16 protein-coding genes are annotated in these 22,946 nt (G+C 56.9%); 14 read left to right on the forward strand and 2 right to left on the reverse strand.

Annotated elements, in window-relative coordinates:
- The first annotated feature begins 47 nt into the window (after window positions 1-47).
- From EQG79_RS20795 to EQG79_RS20845, 11 genes are all read left to right on the forward strand, one after another.
- Entirely contained in the window at window positions 48-2,006 is a 1,959-nt protein-coding gene (locus EQG79_RS20795; RefSeq protein ID WP_129603688.1) for a helix-turn-helix domain-containing protein, read from the forward strand.
- Window positions 2,007-2,265: 259 nt separating this feature from the next.
- Window positions 2,266-5,295, forward strand: coding sequence for a SusC/RagA family TonB-linked outer membrane protein (locus EQG79_RS20800; RefSeq protein WP_240699409.1), 3,030 nt, complete (start codon window positions 2,266-2,268; stop codon window positions 5,293-5,295).
- A gap of 48 nt (window positions 5,296-5,343) precedes the next feature.
- Window positions 5,344-6,945 (forward strand): RagB/SusD family nutrient uptake outer membrane protein, encoded by a 1,602-nt coding sequence (locus tag EQG79_RS20805; protein WP_077921186.1) that lies wholly within the window; start codon window positions 5,344-5,346, stop codon window positions 6,943-6,945.
- Window positions 6,946-7,020: 75 nt separating this feature from the next.
- Window positions 7,021-8,325 (forward strand): SusE domain-containing protein, encoded by a 1,305-nt coding sequence (locus EQG79_RS20810; RefSeq protein WP_129603689.1) that lies wholly within the window; start codon window positions 7,021-7,023, stop codon window positions 8,323-8,325.
- A gap of 91 nt (window positions 8,326-8,416) precedes the next feature.
- Window positions 8,417-9,949, forward strand: coding sequence for an alpha-amylase family glycosyl hydrolase (locus EQG79_RS20815; protein ID WP_129603690.1), 1,533 nt, complete (start codon window positions 8,417-8,419; stop codon window positions 9,947-9,949).
- A gap of 52 nt (window positions 9,950-10,001) precedes the next feature.
- Window positions 10,002-10,610 carry a Uma2 family endonuclease gene (locus EQG79_RS20820; RefSeq protein ID WP_129603691.1) on the forward strand — a complete coding sequence of 203 codons (609 nt, stop codon included), beginning with the start codon at window positions 10,002-10,004 and terminating at the stop codon, window positions 10,608-10,610.
- Window positions 10,611-10,729: 119 nt separating this feature from the next.
- Window positions 10,730-11,653, forward strand: a complete 924-nt coding sequence (locus EQG79_RS20825; protein ID WP_077921190.1) for an aspartate carbamoyltransferase catalytic subunit — start codon at window positions 10,730-10,732, stop codon at window positions 11,651-11,653.
- Between the two features lie 160 nt (window positions 11,654-11,813).
- Window positions 11,814-13,658 (forward strand): CocE/NonD family hydrolase, encoded by a 1,845-nt coding sequence (locus EQG79_RS20830; RefSeq protein ID WP_240699410.1) that lies wholly within the window; start codon window positions 11,814-11,816, stop codon window positions 13,656-13,658.
- Window positions 13,659-13,993: 335 nt separating this feature from the next.
- Window positions 13,994-15,097: a vWA domain-containing protein gene (locus EQG79_RS20835; RefSeq protein ID WP_077921192.1), complete on the forward strand. Its 1,104-nt coding sequence runs from the start codon at window positions 13,994-13,996 to the stop codon at window positions 15,095-15,097.
- 122 nt (window positions 15,098-15,219) lie between these two features.
- Window positions 15,220-16,080 carry a serine hydrolase gene (locus tag EQG79_RS20840; RefSeq protein WP_129603695.1) on the forward strand — a complete coding sequence of 287 codons (861 nt, stop codon included), beginning with the start codon at window positions 15,220-15,222 and terminating at the stop codon, window positions 16,078-16,080.
- Window positions 16,077-16,775 (forward strand): uracil-DNA glycosylase family protein, encoded by a 699-nt coding sequence (locus EQG79_RS20845; protein ID WP_077921194.1) that lies wholly within the window; start codon window positions 16,077-16,079, stop codon window positions 16,773-16,775. The genes EQG79_RS20840 and EQG79_RS20845 overlap by 4 nt, the downstream gene beginning before the upstream one ends.
- Before the next feature lie 5 nt (window positions 16,776-16,780).
- Here the strand turns inward: EQG79_RS20845 and EQG79_RS20850 are convergent, their stop codons facing one another.
- Entirely contained in the window at window positions 16,781-17,302 is a 522-nt protein-coding gene (locus tag EQG79_RS20850) for a lipocalin family protein (RefSeq protein WP_129603697.1), read from the reverse strand.
- A 179-nt stretch (window positions 17,303-17,481) separates the two neighbouring features.
- On the opposite strand from EQG79_RS20850, the gene EQG79_RS20855 reads away from it, so the two are divergent.
- Window positions 17,482-18,852 carry an alpha-L-fucosidase gene (locus EQG79_RS20855; RefSeq protein WP_165358937.1) on the forward strand — a complete coding sequence of 457 codons (1,371 nt, stop codon included), beginning with the start codon at window positions 17,482-17,484 and terminating at the stop codon, window positions 18,850-18,852.
- 90 nt (window positions 18,853-18,942) lie between these two features.
- Window positions 18,943-19,257, forward strand: a complete 315-nt coding sequence (locus EQG79_RS20860) for a YbjQ family protein (RefSeq protein WP_077921196.1) — start codon at window positions 18,943-18,945, stop codon at window positions 19,255-19,257.
- A 165-nt stretch (window positions 19,258-19,422) separates the two neighbouring features.
- Here the strand turns inward: EQG79_RS20860 and EQG79_RS20865 are convergent, their stop codons facing one another.
- Window positions 19,423-20,961, reverse strand: a complete 1,539-nt coding sequence (locus EQG79_RS20865) for a P-loop NTPase family protein (RefSeq protein WP_129603699.1) — start codon at window positions 20,959-20,961, stop codon at window positions 19,423-19,425.
- Window positions 20,962-21,137: 176 nt separating this feature from the next.
- Here EQG79_RS20865 and EQG79_RS20870 point away from each other — a divergent pair, with 176 nt between their 5' ends.
- Window positions 21,138-22,940 carry an IPT/TIG domain-containing protein gene (locus EQG79_RS20870; RefSeq protein WP_129603701.1) on the forward strand — a complete coding sequence of 601 codons (1,803 nt, stop codon included), beginning with the start codon at window positions 21,138-21,140 and terminating at the stop codon, window positions 22,938-22,940.
- Window positions 22,941-22,946 lie beyond the last annotated feature (6 nt).

Consider the following 22,946-nt stretch of genomic DNA (forward strand, 5'->3'; position numbering starts at 1 on the left):
TGCCCGTCATCGGGTGGCCCGGGCAGGACGGTATAACAGTCTATTACATGACCCGATTTGGTCTTTTTCTGGCGTTCTTCTGGATGCTGGCTCTTACGGCGTCGGCTCAGGTTCGGGTAGAGGTGTCGGAGTACCCGGCGCTGTCGCCAACGGCATCGGGCCTGTTTATTGCCGGCGAGTTCAACAACTGGAACCCCGGCGACCCCCGATTTGCGCTCCGTCGGCAGAACAACGGTACCTACGCCATCACCTTACCCGATACGCTGCGCCGGTTCGAGTACAAGTTTACCCAGGGCAACTGGTCGCTGACCGAGGGCGACAGCGACGGCCGGGCCGTGGCCAACCGGGTTTTTGAACGAACGCAGGCGGGCCCGGCTTTTGTCCGGGTACGTATCGAAGGCTGGGAACAGAAACCCATGTACCGCTTTGTGGTGACGGAGGTACCGGCCAACACCCCGGAAGACGCCACGCTCTACATTACCGGCTCGTTTAACCGCTGGAATCCGCATGATGCGCGCTACAAACTCCAGCGGCAGGCCGACGGTACCTTCCGCGTCACGGTCTATAGCGACGCGCCCCTGCTCGAGTACAAGTTTACCCGGGGCAGCTGGGATGCCGTAGAAGGCCGCGAATCGGGAAAATCACGCCCAAACCGGACAGTAACCCGCACCGAAACCGGCAACCAGGACATCGAGGTAACGATTCAGAGCTGGGAAGACCTCACCAGTACCTTCCAGTTTTACTCGGTATACGACCTGCTGATGCTGTTTTCGTGCTTTCAGGGGCTGCTGCTGCTCATTGCCATTCCGAGTATTCAGAACTACAACCGCGTTGCCAACCGCTGGCTGGTGGTCCTGATCGGCAGTTCATCGCTGTTCATTCTGCTGAAGGTTATCAGTGGCTACCGCGATGTAGCGCAGGCCTATACCAAACTCCTGCTGGTGCCGGACTTTATCTGGTTTCTGTACGCTCCGCTGTTCTATTTCTACATCCGCCGGCTCCTGTTCGATGCGGGGTTACCCAACCGGCGCTGGGCCTATCACTTTATTCCGGTGGCCATTCAGTTTCTGGCGTACCTGCCCTACTTCCTGATGGAGAGTAAAATGTTCCAGCTCCGGATTGTCAACCAGGACCCGGTGCTGCGGGGGCTGTTTCTGGTTACGGGTTTTCTCGCGCTGGTTTTCAACGCGGTTTACTGGCTGAGCTGCCGCCGAACCATCCGGGCCTACAAAACCCATTACCAGACCAGCGTATCGTACGAGCAGAACCTCGAATACCTCAACACGGTCCTTATCATCCAGGCCGTTTGCCTGACGCTCTGGACCTTCCTGTACGGGTTGGTACTGGTCAGCCGGCTGATGCCGTTCGATGTGCTGGTGCTGGCCGAAGGGAGCGTAGACACCATCTGGCTGGCCTTCTCGACCATCATCTATTTTCTGGGCTACGTGGCCGTTCACCAGCCGGAGATCTTCAAGATGCCCCAACCCCGGCTGGCCGACGCGCCCCCCGTCAGCTTTTTCGAGGATGTGGTACACCCCCTGAACGAGCCCGCTCCCGAGCCAGCCTTCGAGCAGGATAGCCTGCCGATACCGGTAGCCGCCGTCGATGCAGACCAGCGGCCCGGCACCCACAAGCCCGCTTCGGCGTTCGACCTCCCGAAATATCGCGACAGCCTGGAAGCCTACATGCGCGACCACAAACCTTACACGAACCCGAACCTGACCATCCATGAGCTGGCCAGCGGCTTGAAAATCCCCCCGCATGTGCTGTCGAAAGTCATCAATGAAGGCTTCGGCAAGAACTTCTTCGACTATGTCAACCAGTACCGGGTAGAGGAGTTCAAGCAACGCATGGACGACCCCCGCAGCCGTCAGCACACCCTGCTCAGCCTGGCGTTCGACGTAGGGTTCAACTCCAAATCGGCCTTTAACCGGGCGTTCAAAAAGCTAACCCACCAAACGCCGAAGGACTATTTCCAGATGGCCAGCGAAGAGCAGCCTTTGTAGTGCGAATCGGATCAATATTGCCCAATTTTATCGACTGACTGTTCTATCAACGTGCCATTTTTGTAAAATGGCACGTTCTTTTTTTCATATATAATCTACTGGTTTACAGTTTATTATAAATAATTTTAAAGTTTCTTAACACATTCCGAAAGTGGAACGACAGCGGGGAGAGGCAATGGTACTTTTGTCAGATAAAGTTGACTGAAACAGCTGCTTCGGTCAATAAATCAAGTGTATTAAACCATTGTAAATCAACCCAATGATGAAACTCTTTTCACAAAGGTTTCGACGGGATGCTCGATCAGCTTCGCTCTGGCGGCTGGTCGTCATCGCGCTGTTATCCGTCGGCATTCACGCATCAGTACTCGCGCAGGGGGTAACCCTGACGGGGGTCGTTAAGGAGGCCGACGGTGTCCCGCTCCCCGGGGTTACGGTACAGGTAAAAGGTACCAACCGGGGTACGCAGACCAATGCCGATGGCTCCTATCAACTGACCAACGTACCGGCAGGGTCGGCGCTGATCTTTAGCTTTATCGGAAAAACCCCGCAGGAGGTGCTGGTCGGTAACCGCACCGCCGTCGATGTGGTCCTGGCCGACGATTCCAAATCGTTGCAGGAAGTCGTCGTGGTGGGGTACGGTACCCAGCGCCGGAAAGACCTGACCGGCGCCATTACCTCTATATCGGCCGAAGAATTTCAGAAGGGCAACATTGTCAATCCCGAACAACTCGTGGCAGGTAAACTGGCCGGGGTCAGCATTACGCCCCCCAGCGGTCAGCCCGGCGGGGGGAGTACCATCCGCATCCGGGGCGGTTCGTCGCTGAACGCAAGCAACGACCCGCTCGTAGTTATTGACGGCGTACCGGTCGATAACACCAACATCAGTGGGGCATCGAACGCCCTGAGCCTGATCAACCCGCAGGATATCGAAACCTTTACGGTTCTGAAAGATGCATCGGCAGCGGCTATCTACGGCGCCCGCGCAGCCAACGGGGTTATTCTGATCACGACCAAAAAAGGACGGCAGGGCGATCAGCTTCGGGTGAGCGTGAGCGCGCTCGGCTCCGTATCGCAGCTGGTCAATCAGGTGCCGGTGCTGTCGGCCGACCAGTTCCGCGATGTCATCGGGCAGACCGGTAATGCGGCTCAGCAGGCCCTGCTCGGCACCGCGAATACCAACTGGCAGGATCAGATCTACCAGACCGCCCTCAGTGGCGACTACAACGCATCGGTTACCGGCTCGGTGAAGAACATGCCGTTCCGGGCTTCGTTTGGCTACCTGAACCAGAACGGGATTCTGAAAACCTCCAATTTCGAGCGTTTTTCGGGATCGCTGGGTCTCTCGCCCCGCTTCTTCAACAACCACCTGCGCGTAGACGTCAACCTGAAAGGGTCGATCATCAACAACGTATTTGCCGATCAGGGCGCCATTGGTGCGGCCGTGGCGTTCGACCCCACGCAGCCCGTTTATAGCGGCCAGGACACCTACGGCGGTTTCTTCGAGTGGCTCGACCCGGCTACGGGCCGGCCCAATACCCAGGCCACGCGTAACCCGCTGGGCCTGCTGATGCAGAAGCAGGACCTGACCACGGTAAAACGGAGCATCGGTAACGTTCAGTTCGACTATAAATTCCACTTCCTGCCCGAGCTGCGCGCCAACCTGAACCTGGGCTACGACCTCTCCTCGTCGACGGGAACGATTTTCGTACCGGCCGATGCAGCCCTGCAGTTTAACCGCGGTGGTCAGAGCAGCCAGTCGGCGCAGACCCGCGATAACAAAACCCTGGAGTTTTACCTGAACTACGTCAAAGACCTGCGCAGCGTGTCGAGCCGGGTCGATGTCACGGCCGGGTACTCGTACCAGGATTTCATCCGGAAGAGCCCGAGCTTTCCGGAGCTGACGGCCAACGGTACGGAGTTTACGCCCGCCGGCGTTCCGTTCGAGACCCAGTATACGCTGCTGGCCTTTTTCGGACGGGCCAACTATACCTTCAAGGATCGCTATACGCTGACGGCCACCCTGCGCCGGGATGCAACCTCGCGGTTCAGCCCCGAAACGCGCTGGGGCTGGTTCCCATCGGCGGGTTTTGCCTGGAACATCAAAGAAGAGTCGTTCCTGCAGGGCGCCAAAGCCCTGTCGGCGCTGAAACTGCGCATCGGCTACGGGGTCACGGGTCAGCAGGATCTGCCCTCGGGCCTGAGCGACTACCCGTACCTGCCGCGCTACACCCTCAGCGACCTGACGGCTCAGTATCAGTTCGGCAATTCGTTTTACCGGACGCTCCGGGCCGAAGGGTATGACGCCAACCTGAAGTGGGAAGAAACCCAGGCCCTCAACGCAGCCATCGACTACGCCTTCTTCGACGGCCGGATCTCGGGTAGCATCGACGTGTATCAGAAGACAACCAAAGACCTGCTGGCGACCATTCCCGTACCGGCCGGCTCGAACCTGACCAACCAGATCCTGACCAACGTGGGTAATCTGGAAAACAAAGGGGTAGAATTCACAATCAACACCAACCCCGTTCGGAACGAGCGCCACAACCTCGACGTAGGCTTCAACATCACCTACAACCAGAACAAGATCACCAACCTGAGCAAAGTACCAAGCCCGAATGATCCGGGGGTGCTGGTGGGTGGCATCACGGGCGGAACCGGCAACACGGTACAGATCCAGACCGTAGGCTTCCCGACCAACTCGTTCTTTGTGTATCAGCAGGTATACGACGCATCGGGCAAACCGCTGGAAGGGGTTTATGTAGACCGCGGCCGTAACGGCGAAACCACCGGCGACGGCAAGATCACCATCGACGACCGCTACCGCTATCAGTCGGCCAACCCGAAGATATTCCTTGGGTTTACGAGCCAGTACACCTACGGCAAGTTCAGCGCGGGTTTTGTGCTGCGGGGCAACATCGGCAACTACGTGTACAACAACGTCCGCTCGAACTACGGCGCCTACCGCAACTTCACCAACGCGCTGGGCTTCAACGCCAACGGCTCACCGAACGTGCTCGAAACCGGTTTCGTCAACAATCAGTATTTCTCGGACTACTACGTAGAGAACGGCTCGTTCCTGCGGATGGACAACTTCAACCTGGGTTACAACTTCGGTAAGGTGAGCAACCGCCCCGGCAAAGGCATGAACCTGCGGCTGTCGGCTACGGCGCAGAACGTCTTCGTGATCACCAACTACACAGGTCTCGATCCGGAAGTGTCGGGTGGTATCGACAACAACCTGTACCCCCGCCCCCGCATCATCTCGGCCGGTCTCAATCTCGATTTCTAATCCACAGCCGACGGCTTGCAGTCAATCCGTCGGCTGTACTACAGAGCTATGAACGTACTTACATCCATCACAAAAACCGGTGTTCTGGCCGCTTTGCTGCTCACGGCAGCCTCCTGCCTACAGGACCTCGACCGGCAACCGGTCTACGACGTCACGTCGGCGTCGGTATATAAAGACCCGGCCAACTACAAACAGGTACTGGCCAAACTCTACGCCGTTCTGGCCGTGAGCGGGCAGCAGGGCCCGGCGGGCAAACCCGATATTGCCGGCATTGACGAAGGGTTCTCCAACTACCTGCGTCAGTACTGGAAAGCCCAGGAGCTGACGACCGACGAAGCCGTTATCGGCTGGAACGACGGGTCGCTCCCCGACTACCACAACATGAACTGGTCGTCGAGCAATGAGTTCATCACGGCCATGTACAACCGGATTTTCTACATGGTCACCGCTACCAATGAGTTCATCCGCGAAACCACCGACGCCAAACTGGCCGAACGCGGTATTACGGGCCAGGCCGCTACCGACGCCAGAACGTTCCGGGCCGAAGCTCGTTTTCTGCGCGCCCTGGCCTATACGCACGCCATCGACCTGTTCGGCAGCGTACCCTTCGTGACCGAAACCGATGCGGTGGGGTCGTTCCAGCCGCGCCAGATCAGCCGGGCCGAGCTGTTCACCTACGTTGAAACCGAGCTGAAAGCCATCGAAGAAGAGATGGCCGCGCCCCGCGCTGCGGAATACGGCCGGGCCGACCGGGCAGCGGCCTGGACCCTGCTGGCCAAACTGTACCTGAACGCGCAGGTCTACACCGGCACCGCCCGCTATACCGACGCCGTGACGTATGCCAACAAGGTGATCCAATCGAACGCCTACGCCCTCGACGCCGACTACAGCAAGCTCTTCCTGGCCGATAATGGCAGCTCGCGCGAGATTATCCTGCCCGTCACCTTCGACGGTACCCGGACCAAAACCTACGGAGGCATGACATTCCTAGTTCACGCGGCTGTGGGCGGCAAGATGAGTCCGACCAGCTTCGGGATTAACAGCGGCTGGGCCGGTCTGCGTACTACCAAAGGACTGGTTGACTCGTTTGCCGACCCCTCGGGCCGGACCGACACGCGGGCACTGTTCTTCACCGATGGCCAGAATCTGGAAATCAACGAGGTGCTGAACAAGTTTGAAGACGGCTATGCCATTACCAAATTCAAGAACGTAACCTCGGCTGGCCAGCCCGGCTCTGACGTTGAAGGGAACTTCCCCGATACGGACTTCCCGCTCTTCCGGCTGGCCGATGTCTATCTGATGTACGCCGAAGCGGTACTGCGGGGCGGTACGGGGGGCGACGCAGCTACGGCGCTGACCTACGTGAACCTGCTTCGTCAGCGGGCCTACAAGGGCACGACGGGCAACATCACAGCCACGGCCCTGACCCTCGACTTCATTCTGTCGGAGCGCGCCCGTGAACTGTATTGGGAAGGCCACCGCCGAACCGACCTCATCCGCTACGGCCGCTTCACCGAAGCTACGTACCTCTGGCCATTCAAAGGGGGCGTAAAAGCCGGACGGGCCGTCGAGTCGTTCCGTACTGTTTTCCCGCTGCCCGCGGCCGACCTTATTGCCAATCCAAATCTGAAACAGAATACAGGCTACTAAACCAGGTGCTGGTCATCGATTCAGGATGGGTTATGTCCCGAATCGATGACCAACTCTTGATAATCAGTCATTTTTATGAAAACACGGTTTTACAATCTGCTCGTCATGGGCATGGTGTTACTGACGCTGGGGGCGTGCGAGAAAGAAGACGTGCGGGCGGTTCTGAACCCCGGTTCAGCTCCCGTAGTGACGCTCTCCTCGCCAACGGTCGTGCTGACCAAAGAGAATGCCGACCAGGACGCGCTGACCGTATCGTGGGCGAAACCCGACTACGGCTTCAATGCCCCGGCGGCCTACACTATCCTGATGGATAAAAAAGGGGGCGACTTCACCAACGCCATTACGGTATCGACGGGTAGCGAGCTTCGAAAAACGTTTAAAGCGTCGGAGCTGAATCCTATGTTGCTGAAGCTGGGGCTGGTAGCCGGTACGGCCGCCGATATCGATCTGAAAGTACAGTCGGACCTGGGTCCCGGCGCGGTACTGATGTCGGCCGTGAGCAGCGTAAAAGCAACGCCTTACCTGGACAAGCTGGACCTGAGCAGCACCTGGGGACTGGTCGGCAGCGCTACCGCCAACAGCTGGGATGGCCCCGATCAGCCCTTCTACAAAACCGACCAGAACAACGTGTTCGTGGCCTACGTAACCCTGACCGATGGGGAAATCAAGATACGGCAGGACAACAAATGGGACGTAAACTACGGCGGCACCGGCGGCACGCTGAAAGCTGGGGGCGATAACATCGTGGTGAAAGCAGGTAACTACCGCGTTACCATCAACATGACCGCGCTGACCTATGCCATTGAGCCGTTCTCGTGGGGTATTGTAGGCAGTGCCGCTCCCAACGGCTGGGACGGTCCCGACGCGCCTTTTGTCTACGATCCCTCTACCGACCAGTGGCGGGCGGTGGTAACGCTCAAGGATGGCGACATCAAGTTCCGGCAGAACAACGCCTGGACCGTCAATTACGGGGGTGCGGCCGGTACGCTGAAAGAAGGGGGCGATAACATTGCCGTGAAGGCAGGTACCTACCTCGTCACGGCCGATTTCAAACCGACGGGTCTCAAATACACCATCGAGCCCTTTAACGCCTGGGGGCTGGTCGGCAGCGCGGCCCCCAAAGGCTGGGACGGTCCGGATGCTCAGTTTCAGCCCAGCTTTGTGGAAGAAGGTATCTGGACGCTTAGTAAGGTAACGCTGAAAGATGGCGAGATCAAATTCCGTCAGAACAACAAATGGGACGAAAACCTGGGCGACAGTAACGCCGATGGTATCCTGGAAAAAGGAGGTGGTAACATCACGGTGAAAGCCGGTATCTACGACATCCAGCTCGACCTGACCAACGCCAGCCGACAGACCTACAAGCTGACAAAAAAATAACCCCACGCAGCGGTTTGCCGTTATACTATCGCCTTTGTTCGTGATGTTCCCAGTGGTACGGACCGGATAAGGGCGATACTTTTGTTTGCATATGACCGAAGCGTTACTCCACCATCGTTTGCCCCACGCCCGCCCCATCGGACATACCGGCGTCCATTATGAAATCTTTGTCCGTTCCTTTGCCGACTCTAACGGCGACGGCATCGGCGATCTCAACGGCGTTACCAACAATCTCGATTATTTACAGGATCTGGGCGTATCGGCCATCTGGCTCATGCCCATCAGCCCCTCGCCCAGCTACCACAAATACGACGTTACGGACTATTACGGCATCGATCCGGAATACGGCACGATGGATGACTTCCGGCGGCTGATTGCCGAAGCCCACAAACGAAACATTGCCGTACTGATCGATCTGGTCCTGCACCACACCAGCACCCAGCACCACTGGTTTCAGGAAGCCCGCAAAGGACCTGACAATCCCTACTGGCCCTACTACAAATGGCTCACGCCGGCCGAGATCAAAGCCCGCAACCTGGCCACCCGCGACATTACGGCCGACTCGGGCGAACGCAACCCCTGGCATGCGGTACCGGGCGCTGCCTACCCCGAACGGTATTATGGCATGTTCTGGCAGGGTATGCCCGATCTGAATTTTGAGCACCGGCCCCTGCGCGAGGAGGTATTCCGCATTGGCCGCTACTGGCTTACCGAGGTGGGCGTCGACGGGTTCCGGCTCGACGCGGCCCGCCACCTGTACCGCGAATTCGAAGAGCCGAAAAATCACCAGTTCTGGGAAGAGTTTCGTCAGGAGATGACGGCGGTGAAGCCAGACATGCACCTGATCGGTGAAGTATGGACCCGCCCCGAACGGGTAGCGCCCTACTACCGCGGTCTGCACGCTACGTTCAACTTCGATTTTGCGCTGTCACTGGCCGAAGTTATCCGGCAGGAAGACGATACCGAAGACCTGATCGAATTTCTGGACCACGTACAGGGCGCCTACGAACACGTCAGCCCCGACTTCATCGACGCGCTGATCCTGTCGAATCACGACCAGGAACGCATCGGCAGCACCCTGCGGGCCAATACGAACCATCTGAAAGTGGCCGCTAATCTGCTGCTCACCCTGCCCGGTAATCCATATCTGTACTACGGCGAAGAAATTGGGATGCTGGGCCGCAAACCCGACGAGTTCATCCGCGAGCCATTTCTGTGGAACACCCGTGACCTCGACAAACAACGCACCTACTGGCAACGGGGCCGCTACAGCACCAGCAAAGCCATAAAGCCCCTGGCCCGTCAGCAAACCGACGCCGACTCGCTGTTCTGCCACTATAAACGGCTGATTCAGTATCGGAACGCCCACGCCGTGCTGAACGACAACCTGAGCCGGCTGGAGCAGACCGGAATCCGGCAACGGGGCGTCGTGGCGTTTATCCGCAAGTCGGCTACGGGCGGGCGGGTGTTGCTGGTACATAACCTGACGGCGAACCCCATTGAGGTGGTTTTCTCGCCCGACGAGGAATGGTGCCGCTGTATTGTTTTTGCAACCCGTGAGGGTGCCTCCTTCAACGACGACCGGGTGCGGGTGCCGGGGTATAGCTGTGTGGTGGTGGAATAAGTTAAAAAACATATATTTACCTTATTCCTGTTCTACCAGGTACCTTTCTGTTATGCAGATAACCAAACCGTCTCGCAGGCCAGGGGCCATTTCTCAACGTCGCCGTAAAGCAACACCAGAGCAGTACTTCGCGTTTGAAGCACGATCTGTGCGCAAACACGAGTACATCGACGGAGAAATTCGCCTTATGCCTTACACGTCCGAAAATCACGGTCTGATTGTGGCCAACCTGATTGCTTTATTGCACAGTGCGCTCAAGGGAAGTGGTTGCCGCGTATATCCCAGCGACCGAATGCTGTACGTACCCCCAACGGGTAATTATTATTATCCCGACGTGATGGTGGTTTGTGGCGAATCCCTCTTCCACCAATTTAAACCCCGCATGGTCGCCACGCTAAATCCAACCGTGCTGATTGAAGTGCTTTCGGAAAGTACCGGCGAATATGACGAGACGATGAAATGGTACAACTACAAGCAGATCGATACGCTACAACAGTACGTTCGCGTATCGCAGGACCAAGTCCGGCTTGACCTCTACACCCGTGTCGGCACTACCCATGACTGGCTCAACACATTTGCGGAACAGCTCGATCAAACAGTGACGATTGGCAGCTGCGAAATCAGGGTGAGCGAGGTGTACGAACACATTATCACAAACTAGTTGTAGCTCCTGGTTACTACGAAGTCAGACTACGGATTGGCTCCCCTAGCGCTGGCTACATATGTTTAGAACGGCTTTGCGCTTATCTTTGCCCAATTTTAGCCGCTTCATTACCCCTCATGGCCCAATCCCTCAGCGTCCGCCATCTGGTGGGCATCAAAGATCTGACCGAGTCCGACATCAACCTGATCCTCGAAACGGCCGGCCAGTTCAAGGAAGTCATTAACCGTCCGATCAAGAAAGTCCCGTCCCTGCGCGACGTGACGATCGCCAACGTTTTTTTCGAAAACTCGACCCGAACCCGGCTGTCGTTCGAACTGGCCGAAAAGCGGCTCTCGGCCGATGTCGTCAACTTTTCGGCCTCGGGTAGTTCGGTCAAGAAAGGCGAAACCCTGCTCGATACGGTCAACAACATTCTGGCCATGAAAGTCGATATGGTCGTGATGCGCCATAGCAGTCCCGGAGCGCCCCATTACCTGACCAAACACATCAAAGCCAACGTGGTCAACGCCGGCGACGGTACCCACGAACACCCCACCCAGGCCCTGCTCGACTCGTTCTCGATCCGCGAGAAACTCGGCGACGTAGCCGGCAAACGCATCGCCATCATCGGCGACATTACCCACTCGCGGGTTGCCCTGTCGAACATCTTCTGTTTGCAGAAGCAGGGCGCCGACGTTATGGTATGCGGCCCTAAAACGCTGATCCCTAAATACATCGAAAGCCTGGGCGTACGCGTTGGGCATGACGTACGGGCCGCCCTGGCCTGGTGCGACGTGGCCAACGTATTGCGGATTCAGCTGGAGCGGCAGCAGATCAAGTATTTCCCATCCCTGCGCGAGTATTCGCTGTACTACGGAATCTCCAGGCAGATGCTCGACGAACTGGACCGACCCATCGTACTGATGCACCCGGGCCCTATAAACCGGGGGGTCGAACTTACGTCCGACGCAGCCGACTCGCCCCATTCCATTATTCTCGATCAGGTCGAAAATGGCGTAGCGGTACGGATGGCGGTGCTGTATTTACTGGCTCAGTTGTAGGTCTGGCGGTATTTCTTCCTACTTTGTAGCAGCAACCGCGCGACCAGTCAGGTCGCGCGGTTGCTGCTACCCCTCTTTCTACCGTTTCATTCGCCCCCTGCCTATGCGCCCCCCACAACTACCCACTGGCCTACCAACCGTATTATACGTCGTCCTGTTGATGCTGACTTCTCTGGCCGCCCGGGCGCAGGAAGACGTCTACAAACAATTGCAGGCGGTGGCCATCATCGAGCCTAAAGTCATGATGCCCATGCGCGACGGGGTTCGGCTGGCTACGGACATTTACCGCCCCAAAACCGATAAGCCCGTCCCGATTATTTTCTCCAAAACCCCTTACAACTTTAACGGCTGGGGCGACGGCGAGCAGCGGCCGAACTCATACCAGGCCGCTCTCGATGCCGTAAAACATGGCTATGCCTATGTAGTACAGAACGAGCGGGGCAAGTTCTTCTCCGAAGGCGACTGGGATATTCTGGGGCCACCCACCACCGACGGCTACGATGCCTTCGCCTGGATGAGTAAGCAACCCTGGTCGAACGGAAAGATCGGCACGCTGGGCTGCTCGTCAACGGCCGAGTGGCAGATGGCCGTTGCGGCACTGGCCCACCCCGCCCACGCGGCTATGGTGCCGATGGGGTTTGGCGCCGGTGTAGGTCGCGTCGGCCCGTTCATGGAACAGGGCAACTGGTACCGGGGCGGGGCGCAGCAGATGCTGTTCACTACCTGGCTCTACGGCACTCAGACCGATGCGGCCCGGCCAACCTTTCCTAAAACAGCCAGCAGCGAAGACCTGGCCCGAGTGTCGCGGTTTTACGACATGGCCCCCGAAATGCCGAAAGTAGACTGGGCACAGGGTCTGAAGCACCTGCCGGTACAGAACATCATCAGCAACGCCAATGGTCAGAAAGGCATCTACGAGAAGATGATTGTTCGGAAACCGAACGACCCGGCCTGGTACACGGGTGGCTTGTACCACGACAACATGCCGTTCAACGTACCGAGCTACTGGTTTGCTTCCTGGTACGATGTCTCGACGGGCCCCAACCTGGCGCTGTTCAACCACGTCCGGAAAAACGCCGTAGACCCTAAAGTCCGCGACGCCCAGTACCTTGTCATTGCCCCTACCCTGCACTGCGCCTATAAACGTGCCACCGCCAACACCATCGTGGGCGAACGAAGCGTAGGCGACGCCCGGCTCGATTACGACGCCCTTACCTACGGCTGGTTCGACTACTGGCTCAAAGGCGAAGCGAACGACGTGCTCAAAACCACCCCCCGCGTCCGGTATTATACCATGGGCTCGAATAAATGGCAGACGTCCGACAGCTGGCCACCCGCCAACGCCACCCCAACGACCTATTACCTGACCAGTGGCGGACGGGCCAATAGTCTATACGGTGATGGCAAACTGACCACGACGCCCCCCGGCAAAAGCGACAAGCCCGACCTCTTCGCCTACGATCCGGCTTATCCGGTGCCCTCGTACGGCGGTAACGTCTGCTGTACCGGCAATGCCGTGCAGGGCGGTGCCTTCGACCAGCACCAGATGGAAACGCGACAGGATATTCTGGTCTATACCACCGAGCCCTTCGCCGACGGTGTCGAGTTGAGCGGCTCCATCGAAACAACGCTCTATGTGGCCTCCGACGCGAAAGACACTGACTTTACTGTAAAACTGATCGACGTATACCCCGATGGGAAAGCGTACAACCTGGACGAAACGATCCTGCGCGCCCGGTACCGCGAGGGTTTCGACAAGGAGGTCATGATGGAGAAAGGAAACGTGTATAAACTCACCCTTAGCCCCATGGCTACCAGTAACTTCTTCGCTCCCGGCCACCGGATACGGGTCGAAGTGTCGAGCAGTAATTTCCCGCGTTTCGATCGCAACATGAACACGGGAGGCAACAACTACGATGAGACCAAAGGAGTTGTGGCCCATAATCAGGTATTCCACTCCGCCCAGTACCCATCGCAGATAAAACTCCCCCTGGTGAAGAAATAATATACATTCAGCTGGTTTTGCTGACGCAGGAGTGGTCCGTGAGGACACGGACCACGGTGTAGGTATGTAGAGACGCAACCCATTGCGTCTCCTGTCCGGATGGTTTTCGCTGACGCGCGAGTGGTCCGACTACGCGTCCCGGTGCGGACGCGTACGCGGTGACGGAACCCTGTCATATTTATATACCGACGGGCTCGCGGATGCCGAACAAATCGCGGAACCACGCTGTTCTTGGAACATACCCCTGCCCCAGCCAGGCCACTGACAGGGGCAGCCTACAGCAGGTGAAAACCAGGACGCCGGTATGGCCGCGTCGCTACATAAACAACAGACGAATGAAAGGCTTTCAGTTTTCCGACTACATACCCCCCGAGCAGAAAGAAGGCTCTAAATTCGATCAGCTCCTCAACATATTCCAGCAACTGCTGCTGTTGACCTCCGGCGACGTTGAGCAGGCTATGTCGTGGATGAGCCAGCTCGACCGCCAATACGGCCTGACCGACGATAAATACGGCATCGGCAATTTCTTCGACGACCTCAAGGAAAAGGGATACCTGACCGAAGAGAACCAGGAAGGCCGCATCGTGATGACGCCCAAGAGCGAGCAAACCATCCGGCGATCGGCGCTCGAAGAAATTTTTGGCAAGCTGAAACGGTCCAAGTCGGGAGGCAATCACAAAACCCCGTTTACCGGCACCGGCGACGAGCTGAGTAGCGACCTGCGGACCTACCAGTTTGGCGACACGCTCGAACAGATCTCGATGACCGAGTCGATCAAAAACGCGCAGATCAACAGTGGCGTTGAGGAGTTTACGCTCATGGAACGCGATCTGGAGGTCACCGAGAAAGAGCAGAAGACCCAGACCTCTACCGTACTGATGATCGACATTAGCCACTCGATGATTCTGTACGGTGAAGACCGCATCACGCCCGCCAAGAAAGTAGCACTGGCCCTGGTCGAACTGATCAAGATGAAATATCCGAAAGACACCCTCGACATTGTGGTGTTCGGCAACGACGCCTGGCAGATTCAGGCTAAAGACCTGCCCTACCTGGAGGTTGGCCCCTACCACACCAACACCGTGGCCGGGCTTGAACTGTCAATGGACCTGCTGCGTCGGCGGAAAAATAAGAACAAGCAGATTTTTATGATTACCGATGGTAAACCGACCTGTTTGAAGGAAGGCATCAAATATTATAAAAACTCGTTTGGGCTGGATCGGAAAGTGGTGAGCAAAACCCTGACCCTGGCCGCGCAATGCCGTCGGCTGGAGATCCCGATCACCACGTTCATGATTGCCAGCGATCCCTACCTGAAGCAGTTCGTGCAGGAGTTTACGAAAGTGAACAACGGCCGGGCCTACTACAGCGGATTACAGGGGCTGGGCAACATGATGTTCGAAGATTTTCAGCGCAACCGCCGGAAAAACATCAAATAACGGGGATTCGGGATGACCCGTCGGGAGCTTCGCTACGTAGCGTCGGTACGATTTACGATAGCTGCGGGTGCTGATCTGACAACCGTTGACCGCGAATCCGAAACCAGCATCCGTTTAATCGCATGACTAGTTCACCTAAAGTCGGGACGTCCATCCCGACTTTGTTTTTGTTCCTGAGCATGACACTGACGGCTTCGGGTCAGCCGTTACCCGACCGGCTGACGGCCTATCTGCAACAACTACCTGCGTCGGCGCGGGTGAGCGTGGCGGTCGAATCGCTGGCCGACAGTTCGGTTTCGTTTGCGCACCGGGCCGACGAGCGGGTTCCGTCGGCGAGCGTGATTAAGCTACCGATCCTGCTCGAAGCGATGGAGCGCGTCAAAGCCGGTACGCTCGACCTGGACGAGATCCATATCCTGACCGACGCCGAAAAAGTGGGGGGCGATGGTGTGCTTAAAACCTATTCGCACCGCAGTCGCATTGCCTACCGCGACCTGCTCCGGCTCATGATGGTATACAGCGACAATACAGCCACCAATATTTTCATTAACGAACTGGGTATGGACGCCATCAACGCCCGCATCCGCGCGGTCGGTCTCCCCAGGAGCCAGCTGAACCGGGTCATGATGGATACCCTGGCCGCCCGGCAGGGGCGCGACAACTACGTAACCTGCCTGGAGATGAACAGGCTGTTGAAGAAAATCTACCACCGGCAGGTAGCCACGCCCGAGCTGTGTGAGCAGATGCTAACCCTGCTGAAGCAGAACGAAGATACCCTTACCATACCCCGGCTGCTGCCACCGGGTACCGTAGTTGCCCATAAAACCGGTACCCTGTCCTACGTCCGGGCCGACGTCGGCATCGTATACGCCCATCAGCCGTTTTTGTTATCGATCTTTGTAGAAGGGCTGCCAACGGCCGAAGCCGAGCGGACTATTGCCGAAACGGCCCGGATTTGTTTCACTTACTTCGCCAGGCCATGACGACCTTTGCCGATCGAGCTATTCCGTATTACCACACACTGACTGCCCCGACCAACTTACCTCCTGGCCTCGGGGTTATGAATCCATATCAGGAGCCGGCCGTGCAGGCCATCGTAAGCGAGTTCTACGGCAAATTCTACAACGACACGACCCCGCGGGTGTTTGTGCTCGGCATCAACCCCGGTCGGTTTGGCGCGGGCGTAACGGGTATATCCTTCACCACCCCCCAGAACCTGGATCGGTACTGCGGCATTGCCAACAGCCTGCTCGATACCGGTCCGTCGCGCCGGCCGGAACTATCGAGTCGGTTCATCTATCAGGTTGTCGATGCGTTCGGGGGGGCGGGCGACTTCTACGGCCGGTTTTTCCTGACGTCGCTCTTCCCGCTGGCCCTCACCAAAGACGGGAAAAACTACAATTTCTACGACGACCGCCTGACCACCGATGCCTTGTGGCCCGCCATTACCGAAGCGGTACGAACCCAGACAGGCTTCGGCTACGATCGGCGCGTGGCGGTCTGTCTGGGGCGTAAGAACGAAACCTACCTCCACCGACTCAATGACCAGCAGGGCTTTTTCGACCGGATCGTCACCCTCGACCACCCGCGCTATATTCTTCAATACAAGGCCAAAAGCGTGGCAACGTACCTCGATCGATACATTACCACGCTTCACGATTGTCTGGACGCACAATAACCCGTCTACTTCTTCATTTTGATGGTTGTGGTGTATGTTTTCGGCCCATTCCCATAGTCTTCTTCGGCCGACCTCACCAGGGTAAGCGTACTGTCGGTTCGGGCAACATCATATACTCTGGACTGGAGATTACTGGACAGAGTCAGTTTATTTCCTTCCAGTTTCCAGGTGGAATTTTCTGCAATTCCGATCAGGTCGTATGCATACAATGTACAGGTCGGAGCTTCTTTGATAATAACTCTCTTATTACTATTAAAAGTAACGGTGGTAGAGGTCAGGCAGGTGATTATATCAGTGCCTGACCCGTCAGACAAAGTATCCAGATAAGCGATCAGGTCAGTTATTTCCTCTCCCGTGTACAGCAGATCAGCGCCGGGCTCGCTTCTTAAGCCAGCGATACGCCAGGTTCCTTCAAGCAGGCTGGGGGTTACCGCGCTATCGGCCTCTTTCCTACAACTGCCAAACCAGAGCGGCATGGCCAGTAAGAGTGCCCAGGGCAATACCCTGGCTCCAGTCATATTCGTCATATGAGTTGTTTGATAAATGTATGATTCTGACTCAAGTTGAACTCAAGTTGACTATCAGATACAGTTCGACGGGTAGTATACAGTAGAAGTAACGGCCCCAAATCGGTAGTAAGCGGTCATCCCCACCCGAAAAGTATAAACCCCTTTATTGTCTCTTTCTGACTAAAAACCTGTTTCTCATGATCCGTATCCTGCTCGTTTTTCTGCTCGTCAGTTTATCCATCGTTGTGGCCCCAGCCCAGTCTGTCTACCAGCCGTCGGCCGAGAACCTGGCCGCCCGAAAAGCCTTTCAGGACGACAAATTCGGTCTTTTCATTCACTGGGGGGTCTACAGCCTCCTGGCCGATGGCGAATGGATCATGAACCAGCGGCAGATTCCGGCTAAAGACTACGAAAAGCTGCCGACCTTCTTCAACCCGGTCGATTTCAACGCGAAAGAATGGGTCAGCATGGCCAAAAATGCGGGCATGAAGTACATCACCATCACCAGCAAACACCACGATGGTTTTGCGATGTACGACTCAAAGGTGTCAGATTATGATATCGTGGATCGGACGCCCTACAAAAAAGACGTGCTGAAAATGCTGGCCGACGAGTGTCAGGCGCAGGGCATCAAACTCTTCTTTTACCACTCGCACCTCGACTGGCACCACCCCGACTACTACCCACGCGGTCGCACCGGCCAAAAAACCGGCCGACCCGAAAGTGGTGATTTTGAGAAGTACCTCACCTACATGGACACCCAGCTGACCGAACTGCTGACGAATTACGGACCCATCGCCGGCATCTGGTTCGACGGCTGGTGGGATCAGTCGTCCGACGATGCGGGCCACGTAGGAAAAACCGCTCCCGCCAACAAAAACGGCATCGACTGGAAACTGGACCGCACCTACTCACTTATCCATAAACTCCAGCCAGCGGCCCTGATCGGCAACAACCACCACGTAGCGCCTTTCCCCGGCGAAGATTTTCAGATGTTCGAGAAAGATCTGCCGGGTAGCAAATCGACCGGGTTCAACGAAGCGCAGACCATCGGACAACTACCGCTCGAAACCTGCGAGACCATGAACGGCTCGTGGGGCTTCAACATCAAAGACAATCGGTACAAGAGCACCAAAGACCTGGTTCATTACCTGGTAAAAGCCGCCGGCCATAACGCCAATTTCCTGCTGAACGTAGGGCCGATGCCCAACGGCAAGATCCAGCCTGAATTTGTCAAATCGCTGGCCGAAATAGGTCAGTGGATGCAGAAAAACGGCGAAACGATCTACGGCACGCGGGGCGGACCGGTTGAGGCCCGTAACTGGGGCGTTACGACGGCGAAAGGCAACAAAGTCTATGTCCACATCCTCGACTGGGCCGACCGGCAACTGACGCTGCCCGCCCTGCCGGGTAAGGTAAGCGCAGCCCGGCTGTTTGCCGACAAAAGCCCCGTCAAAATCACCCAGTCGGCCGAGGGTGTGGTGCTGACCATGGCGGCTCCGCCAGCGGCCGATATGCTGGATACGATCATTGAACTGGATATGGCGCCGGCTACCGCTAAGAAGTAAGATTTTGGCAGATGCCAAAACTCTGCGTTCTTTGCGTAGCGCTGCACTGGTTGCCTCAGGTTGGTGACCAGCTCGGCTTACTCTGCTCCTATGCTCATCACGACTACGTCAAACATCGAAGGTAAGCACATTACCAAGTACATCGGTCTGGTTAATGGGGAAGCCATTATCGGTGCCAACATTGTCAAAGACTTTTTCGCCAGCATCCGCGATGTGGTTGGCGGTCGGTCAGGCGCCTACGAACAGGGCCTGCGTGAAGCCAAAAGTATTGCCATCAAAGAGATGGTCGACCAGGCTACCCGGCTCGGCGCCACCGCCATCATCGGTGTCGATCTGGACTACGAGACCATCGACGGCTCGATGCTTATGGTCAGCGCCAACGGCACGGCGGTCGTAACGGACTGAGCTTACCAATAGCCTGTTCCGAACGCCAGTTGCTCCGTATGGCAGCTTCTGGCGTTGGCGGGTTCTGTCGTAAAAACGAAAAAGTCCGCCCGGTGAGTGGGTGTTCATAAACAAAAACGGGCTGAAGAGCCCGTTTTTGTTTAATTCGTATGACTGGCAGATCGGTTAATACCGGTCGTCGTCTTCGTCTTCCTCTTCGTCGTCTTCGCCGAACTTGCTACCGGGGCTGAACATCGACCCGAGCAGGTCTTTGAACGACTGGCCCGTATCCATCGCTTTTTTGCCGACGAGCGAATGCTCGGCGAGTCCGTGCAGGGCAAACTCCATCATGAACAGTTTTTCGGGCTTGCTCAGTCGCGACTGAAACTGATCGACTACATCGTCGAGGCCGTCGATGGTGCGGAGCCGGGCTTCGTAATCGCGGTTGGTCAGGTCGTTGAGGATGTCCATCGTATTGCCATCGCCAAACCAGTCGGTAATCTTTTTGTAGGGATTGCCGCGTTTGTCTTTCTTGGCTTTTTCCGGATTGGGGAAGTACTGCAGAAACTGGTTCCGGATGGCTTTCCCGATCAGGTTCTGGGCCACAATGACGGGACCCTCTACCTCACCTTCGTAAACGAGCTCGACCTTACCGCAGATAGCCGGCACAACGCCGTACAGATCGGCAATGCGCACGTAGGTATCTTTCTCCCCGTTCAGCAACGCCCGGCGTTCGGCCGCCGACAGCAGGTTTTCGTAGGCCGAGATGGTCATCCGGGCCGACACTCCGCTTTTGGCATCGACATATTCGCTTTCCCGGGCTTCGAGCGCAATCTGCTCGATGAGGTCGGCAATGATGTCGTTGGTTTTGACCATGCCTTTCTGCTCGGTCTTGACCACGGCTTCCTGCATCGTAATTTTCTTCCCGATCTCGATCGATTTCGGATAGTGGGTCACGATCTGGCTGTCGATCCGGTCTTTCAGCGGAGTTACGATGCTACCCCGGTTCGTATAATCCTCAGGGTTAGCCGTGAAGACGAACTGAATATCGAGGGGCAACCGAAGTTTGAAACCCCGAATCTGGATGTCGCCTTCCTGAAGAATGTTGAAGAGCGAAACCTGAATACGGGCCTGCAGATCGGGTAGTTCGTTGATGACGAATATGCACCGGTGCGACCGCGGAATCAGCCCAAAGTGAATGGTTCGCTCGTCGGAATACGGTAGTTTCAGCGTGGCGGCTTTGATCGGGTCGACATCCCCGATCAGGTCGGCTACCGACACATCGGGCGTAGCCAGTTTTTCCGTGTAGCGATCGTTGCGGTGAAGCCAGGCTATGGGCGTGTCATCCCCCTTCTCCGCAATCAGATCAAGCGCGTAACGCGACAGTGGCTCGAGCGGATCGTCGTTCAGTTCAGAACCGGCCACGAACGGAATGTACTCGTCGAGCAGATTCACCATCAGGCGGGCAATCCGGGTTTTAGCCTGTCCGCGTAACCCGAGCAGGTTGATGTGGTGCATCGACAGAATAGCCCGTTCAACGTCGGGAATGACGGTGTCTTCGTACCCCCATATTCCTGGAAACACCACTTCTTTATCCTTGATGCGTTGAATCAGGTTATCGCGCAGTTCCTGCTTGATGGATCGGGATTCGTAGCCGGCGGCTTTCAGCTCGCCCAGGGTCGTAATTTTGGTTAAATTAGATGATTTCAGGCTGCGATAGTTCATCGGGAGTTAATGATAATGTAGAATGAATAATGGGAATGTACAGGCCAGATGCGGGAGTCACTCTACATCATTCACTATCTACTAATCCTAACAGGCATTCGAATGAAATGGTTTTTAGACGTCAAAAATGGCTAATTTTACAGACCTTGTGCCAGGCAGGAGCCGCTTTATCGTTTATGAAATCAGCTTTATCCTACGTTATCCTTTCCTGTTTTACCCTCGCGATGGTAGCGGGCTGTCGCGTCCAGAGCAATCCACCGGAGCTTACCGGCCTGACGCCACGCCAGGCTTTTGTAGGCGAAGAAGCGGTGTTGAAGGGATACCAGTTCGGTACTGATCCGGCGGTATTGTTCAGCAACAGCGAAACCTCGCTGGCCGCGCCCATACTCAGCCATGACGACAATACCATTCGGGTCCGGATTCCATTGATCGCGCCAGGCCCCGCCCGGGTGCAGGTACGCACCGACGAAGGAACATCGGACCCGTTGCCTTTCATTGTACAGCAACCATCGCCGAGCGTAGCCACGATAACCCCCGGCAATGGCCTGCCCGGCACCGCCGTTGTCATTGCCGGCAATTACCTGAACCAGCTGATTCGGGTGCGTTTCAACGAAGCGGGGGCTGTCATCAAAGACAGCTCGGCCCAGAAACTGACCGTTACGGTTCCCACCAACGCACCCCGAGGGCCCCTGTCGATCATCATCGAAACCGCCGGTGGGCAAACTAGCTTTCCGTTTATCGTAGCGGGCACACCCACCATCACGGCCGTCAGCCCAGTCTCGGTGCGGGCCGGGGGCGACCTGCTTATTCAGGGAACGAACCTGACCGACGGCGTCGTACGGGTGAACGGACTGGCTATTTTCCGGGAACAGACGACCGTTAAAGACACGGAAATACGGGCCAGAATCCCTGACAACGCCACGTCCGGCCCCGTTACGGTTACGGTATTTGACAAGCTTGTAGCGACCAGCCCGCAGCCGGTTCAGGTCGTTCGGCAACCGGTGCTGGCTAACCTGAACAGCCGCGAGGGTATTCAGGGCGATAAGGTCTTGCTCAACGGGTTCAACCTGAGTACCGTGTCGGGCGTGCTGTTCAACACGACCGCGGCCCCCTTCCGGGTAATCAGCGATACGCAGCTTGAGGCAACGGTCCCCGCCCTGCCTGCTCCTACATCGGTAACGGTTACGCTCAGCGGTGTGGGGGGCAGTTTTGCCGAAAATAACGCTTTCTTTTTCTATACGATTCCGGGGGCTATTACCGTCAACCCGGCCCGGCAGCTCCGCGAACGGGCCATCACGATTACCGGTCCCAATCTGCATCGCATTCAGGAAGTTCGCGTGAGCGGGCAGCCGGTTCCGATTACAGGCCGGGTGGAAGGATCCGAACTTACGGTCAACGTGCCCGGCAATGCGGTTAGCGGCCCGGTTACCGTAACCAACCGGGCCGGTACCGCCACCACAGCCCGGCCACTGGTTGTCGTGCAAAAACCGGTTATAACCGACATTATTCCGAAGGTTGCCCGGCCCGGCGAGCGCGTCGTACTGCGGGGCGACTTCCTGCTGAATGCGCAGATCGTTTTTGCCGGCACCACCGCCCCGGCCGCCGATGGAGGTCGGAACGAGGACACAGAACGCTGGGTGCTGGTACCGACCGATGCGCAGACCGGCCCACTCCGGATCACCAACGCTACCAACGATCCAACCACAACGGAGTTGTTCACCGTGCTTCGGGTCGTTACCAACGTCGATTTTTCGCCCAAGACGGCTAAAGTTGGCGATGAGCTGGTCATCACGGGTACCAATCTGGCCTCTGTACAGGACGTTCGGTTCAACAACGGAGCGCTGGCGGCCACCCGGTTCACGCTGAGCAACAACACGATCCGGGTAACGGTACCCACCGGTGCCATTACCGGCCAGATCTGCCTCATCAACGGAGCCGGCACCACCTGTACCAGCGCCAACGTTACGATCAGTCGGTAAGTTTTG

The sequence above is a fragment of the Spirosoma sordidisoli genome (assembly GCF_004138325.1).
GTDB classification, from domain to species: Bacteria; Bacteroidota; Bacteroidia; order Cytophagales; family Spirosomataceae; genus Spirosoma; species Spirosoma sordidisoli.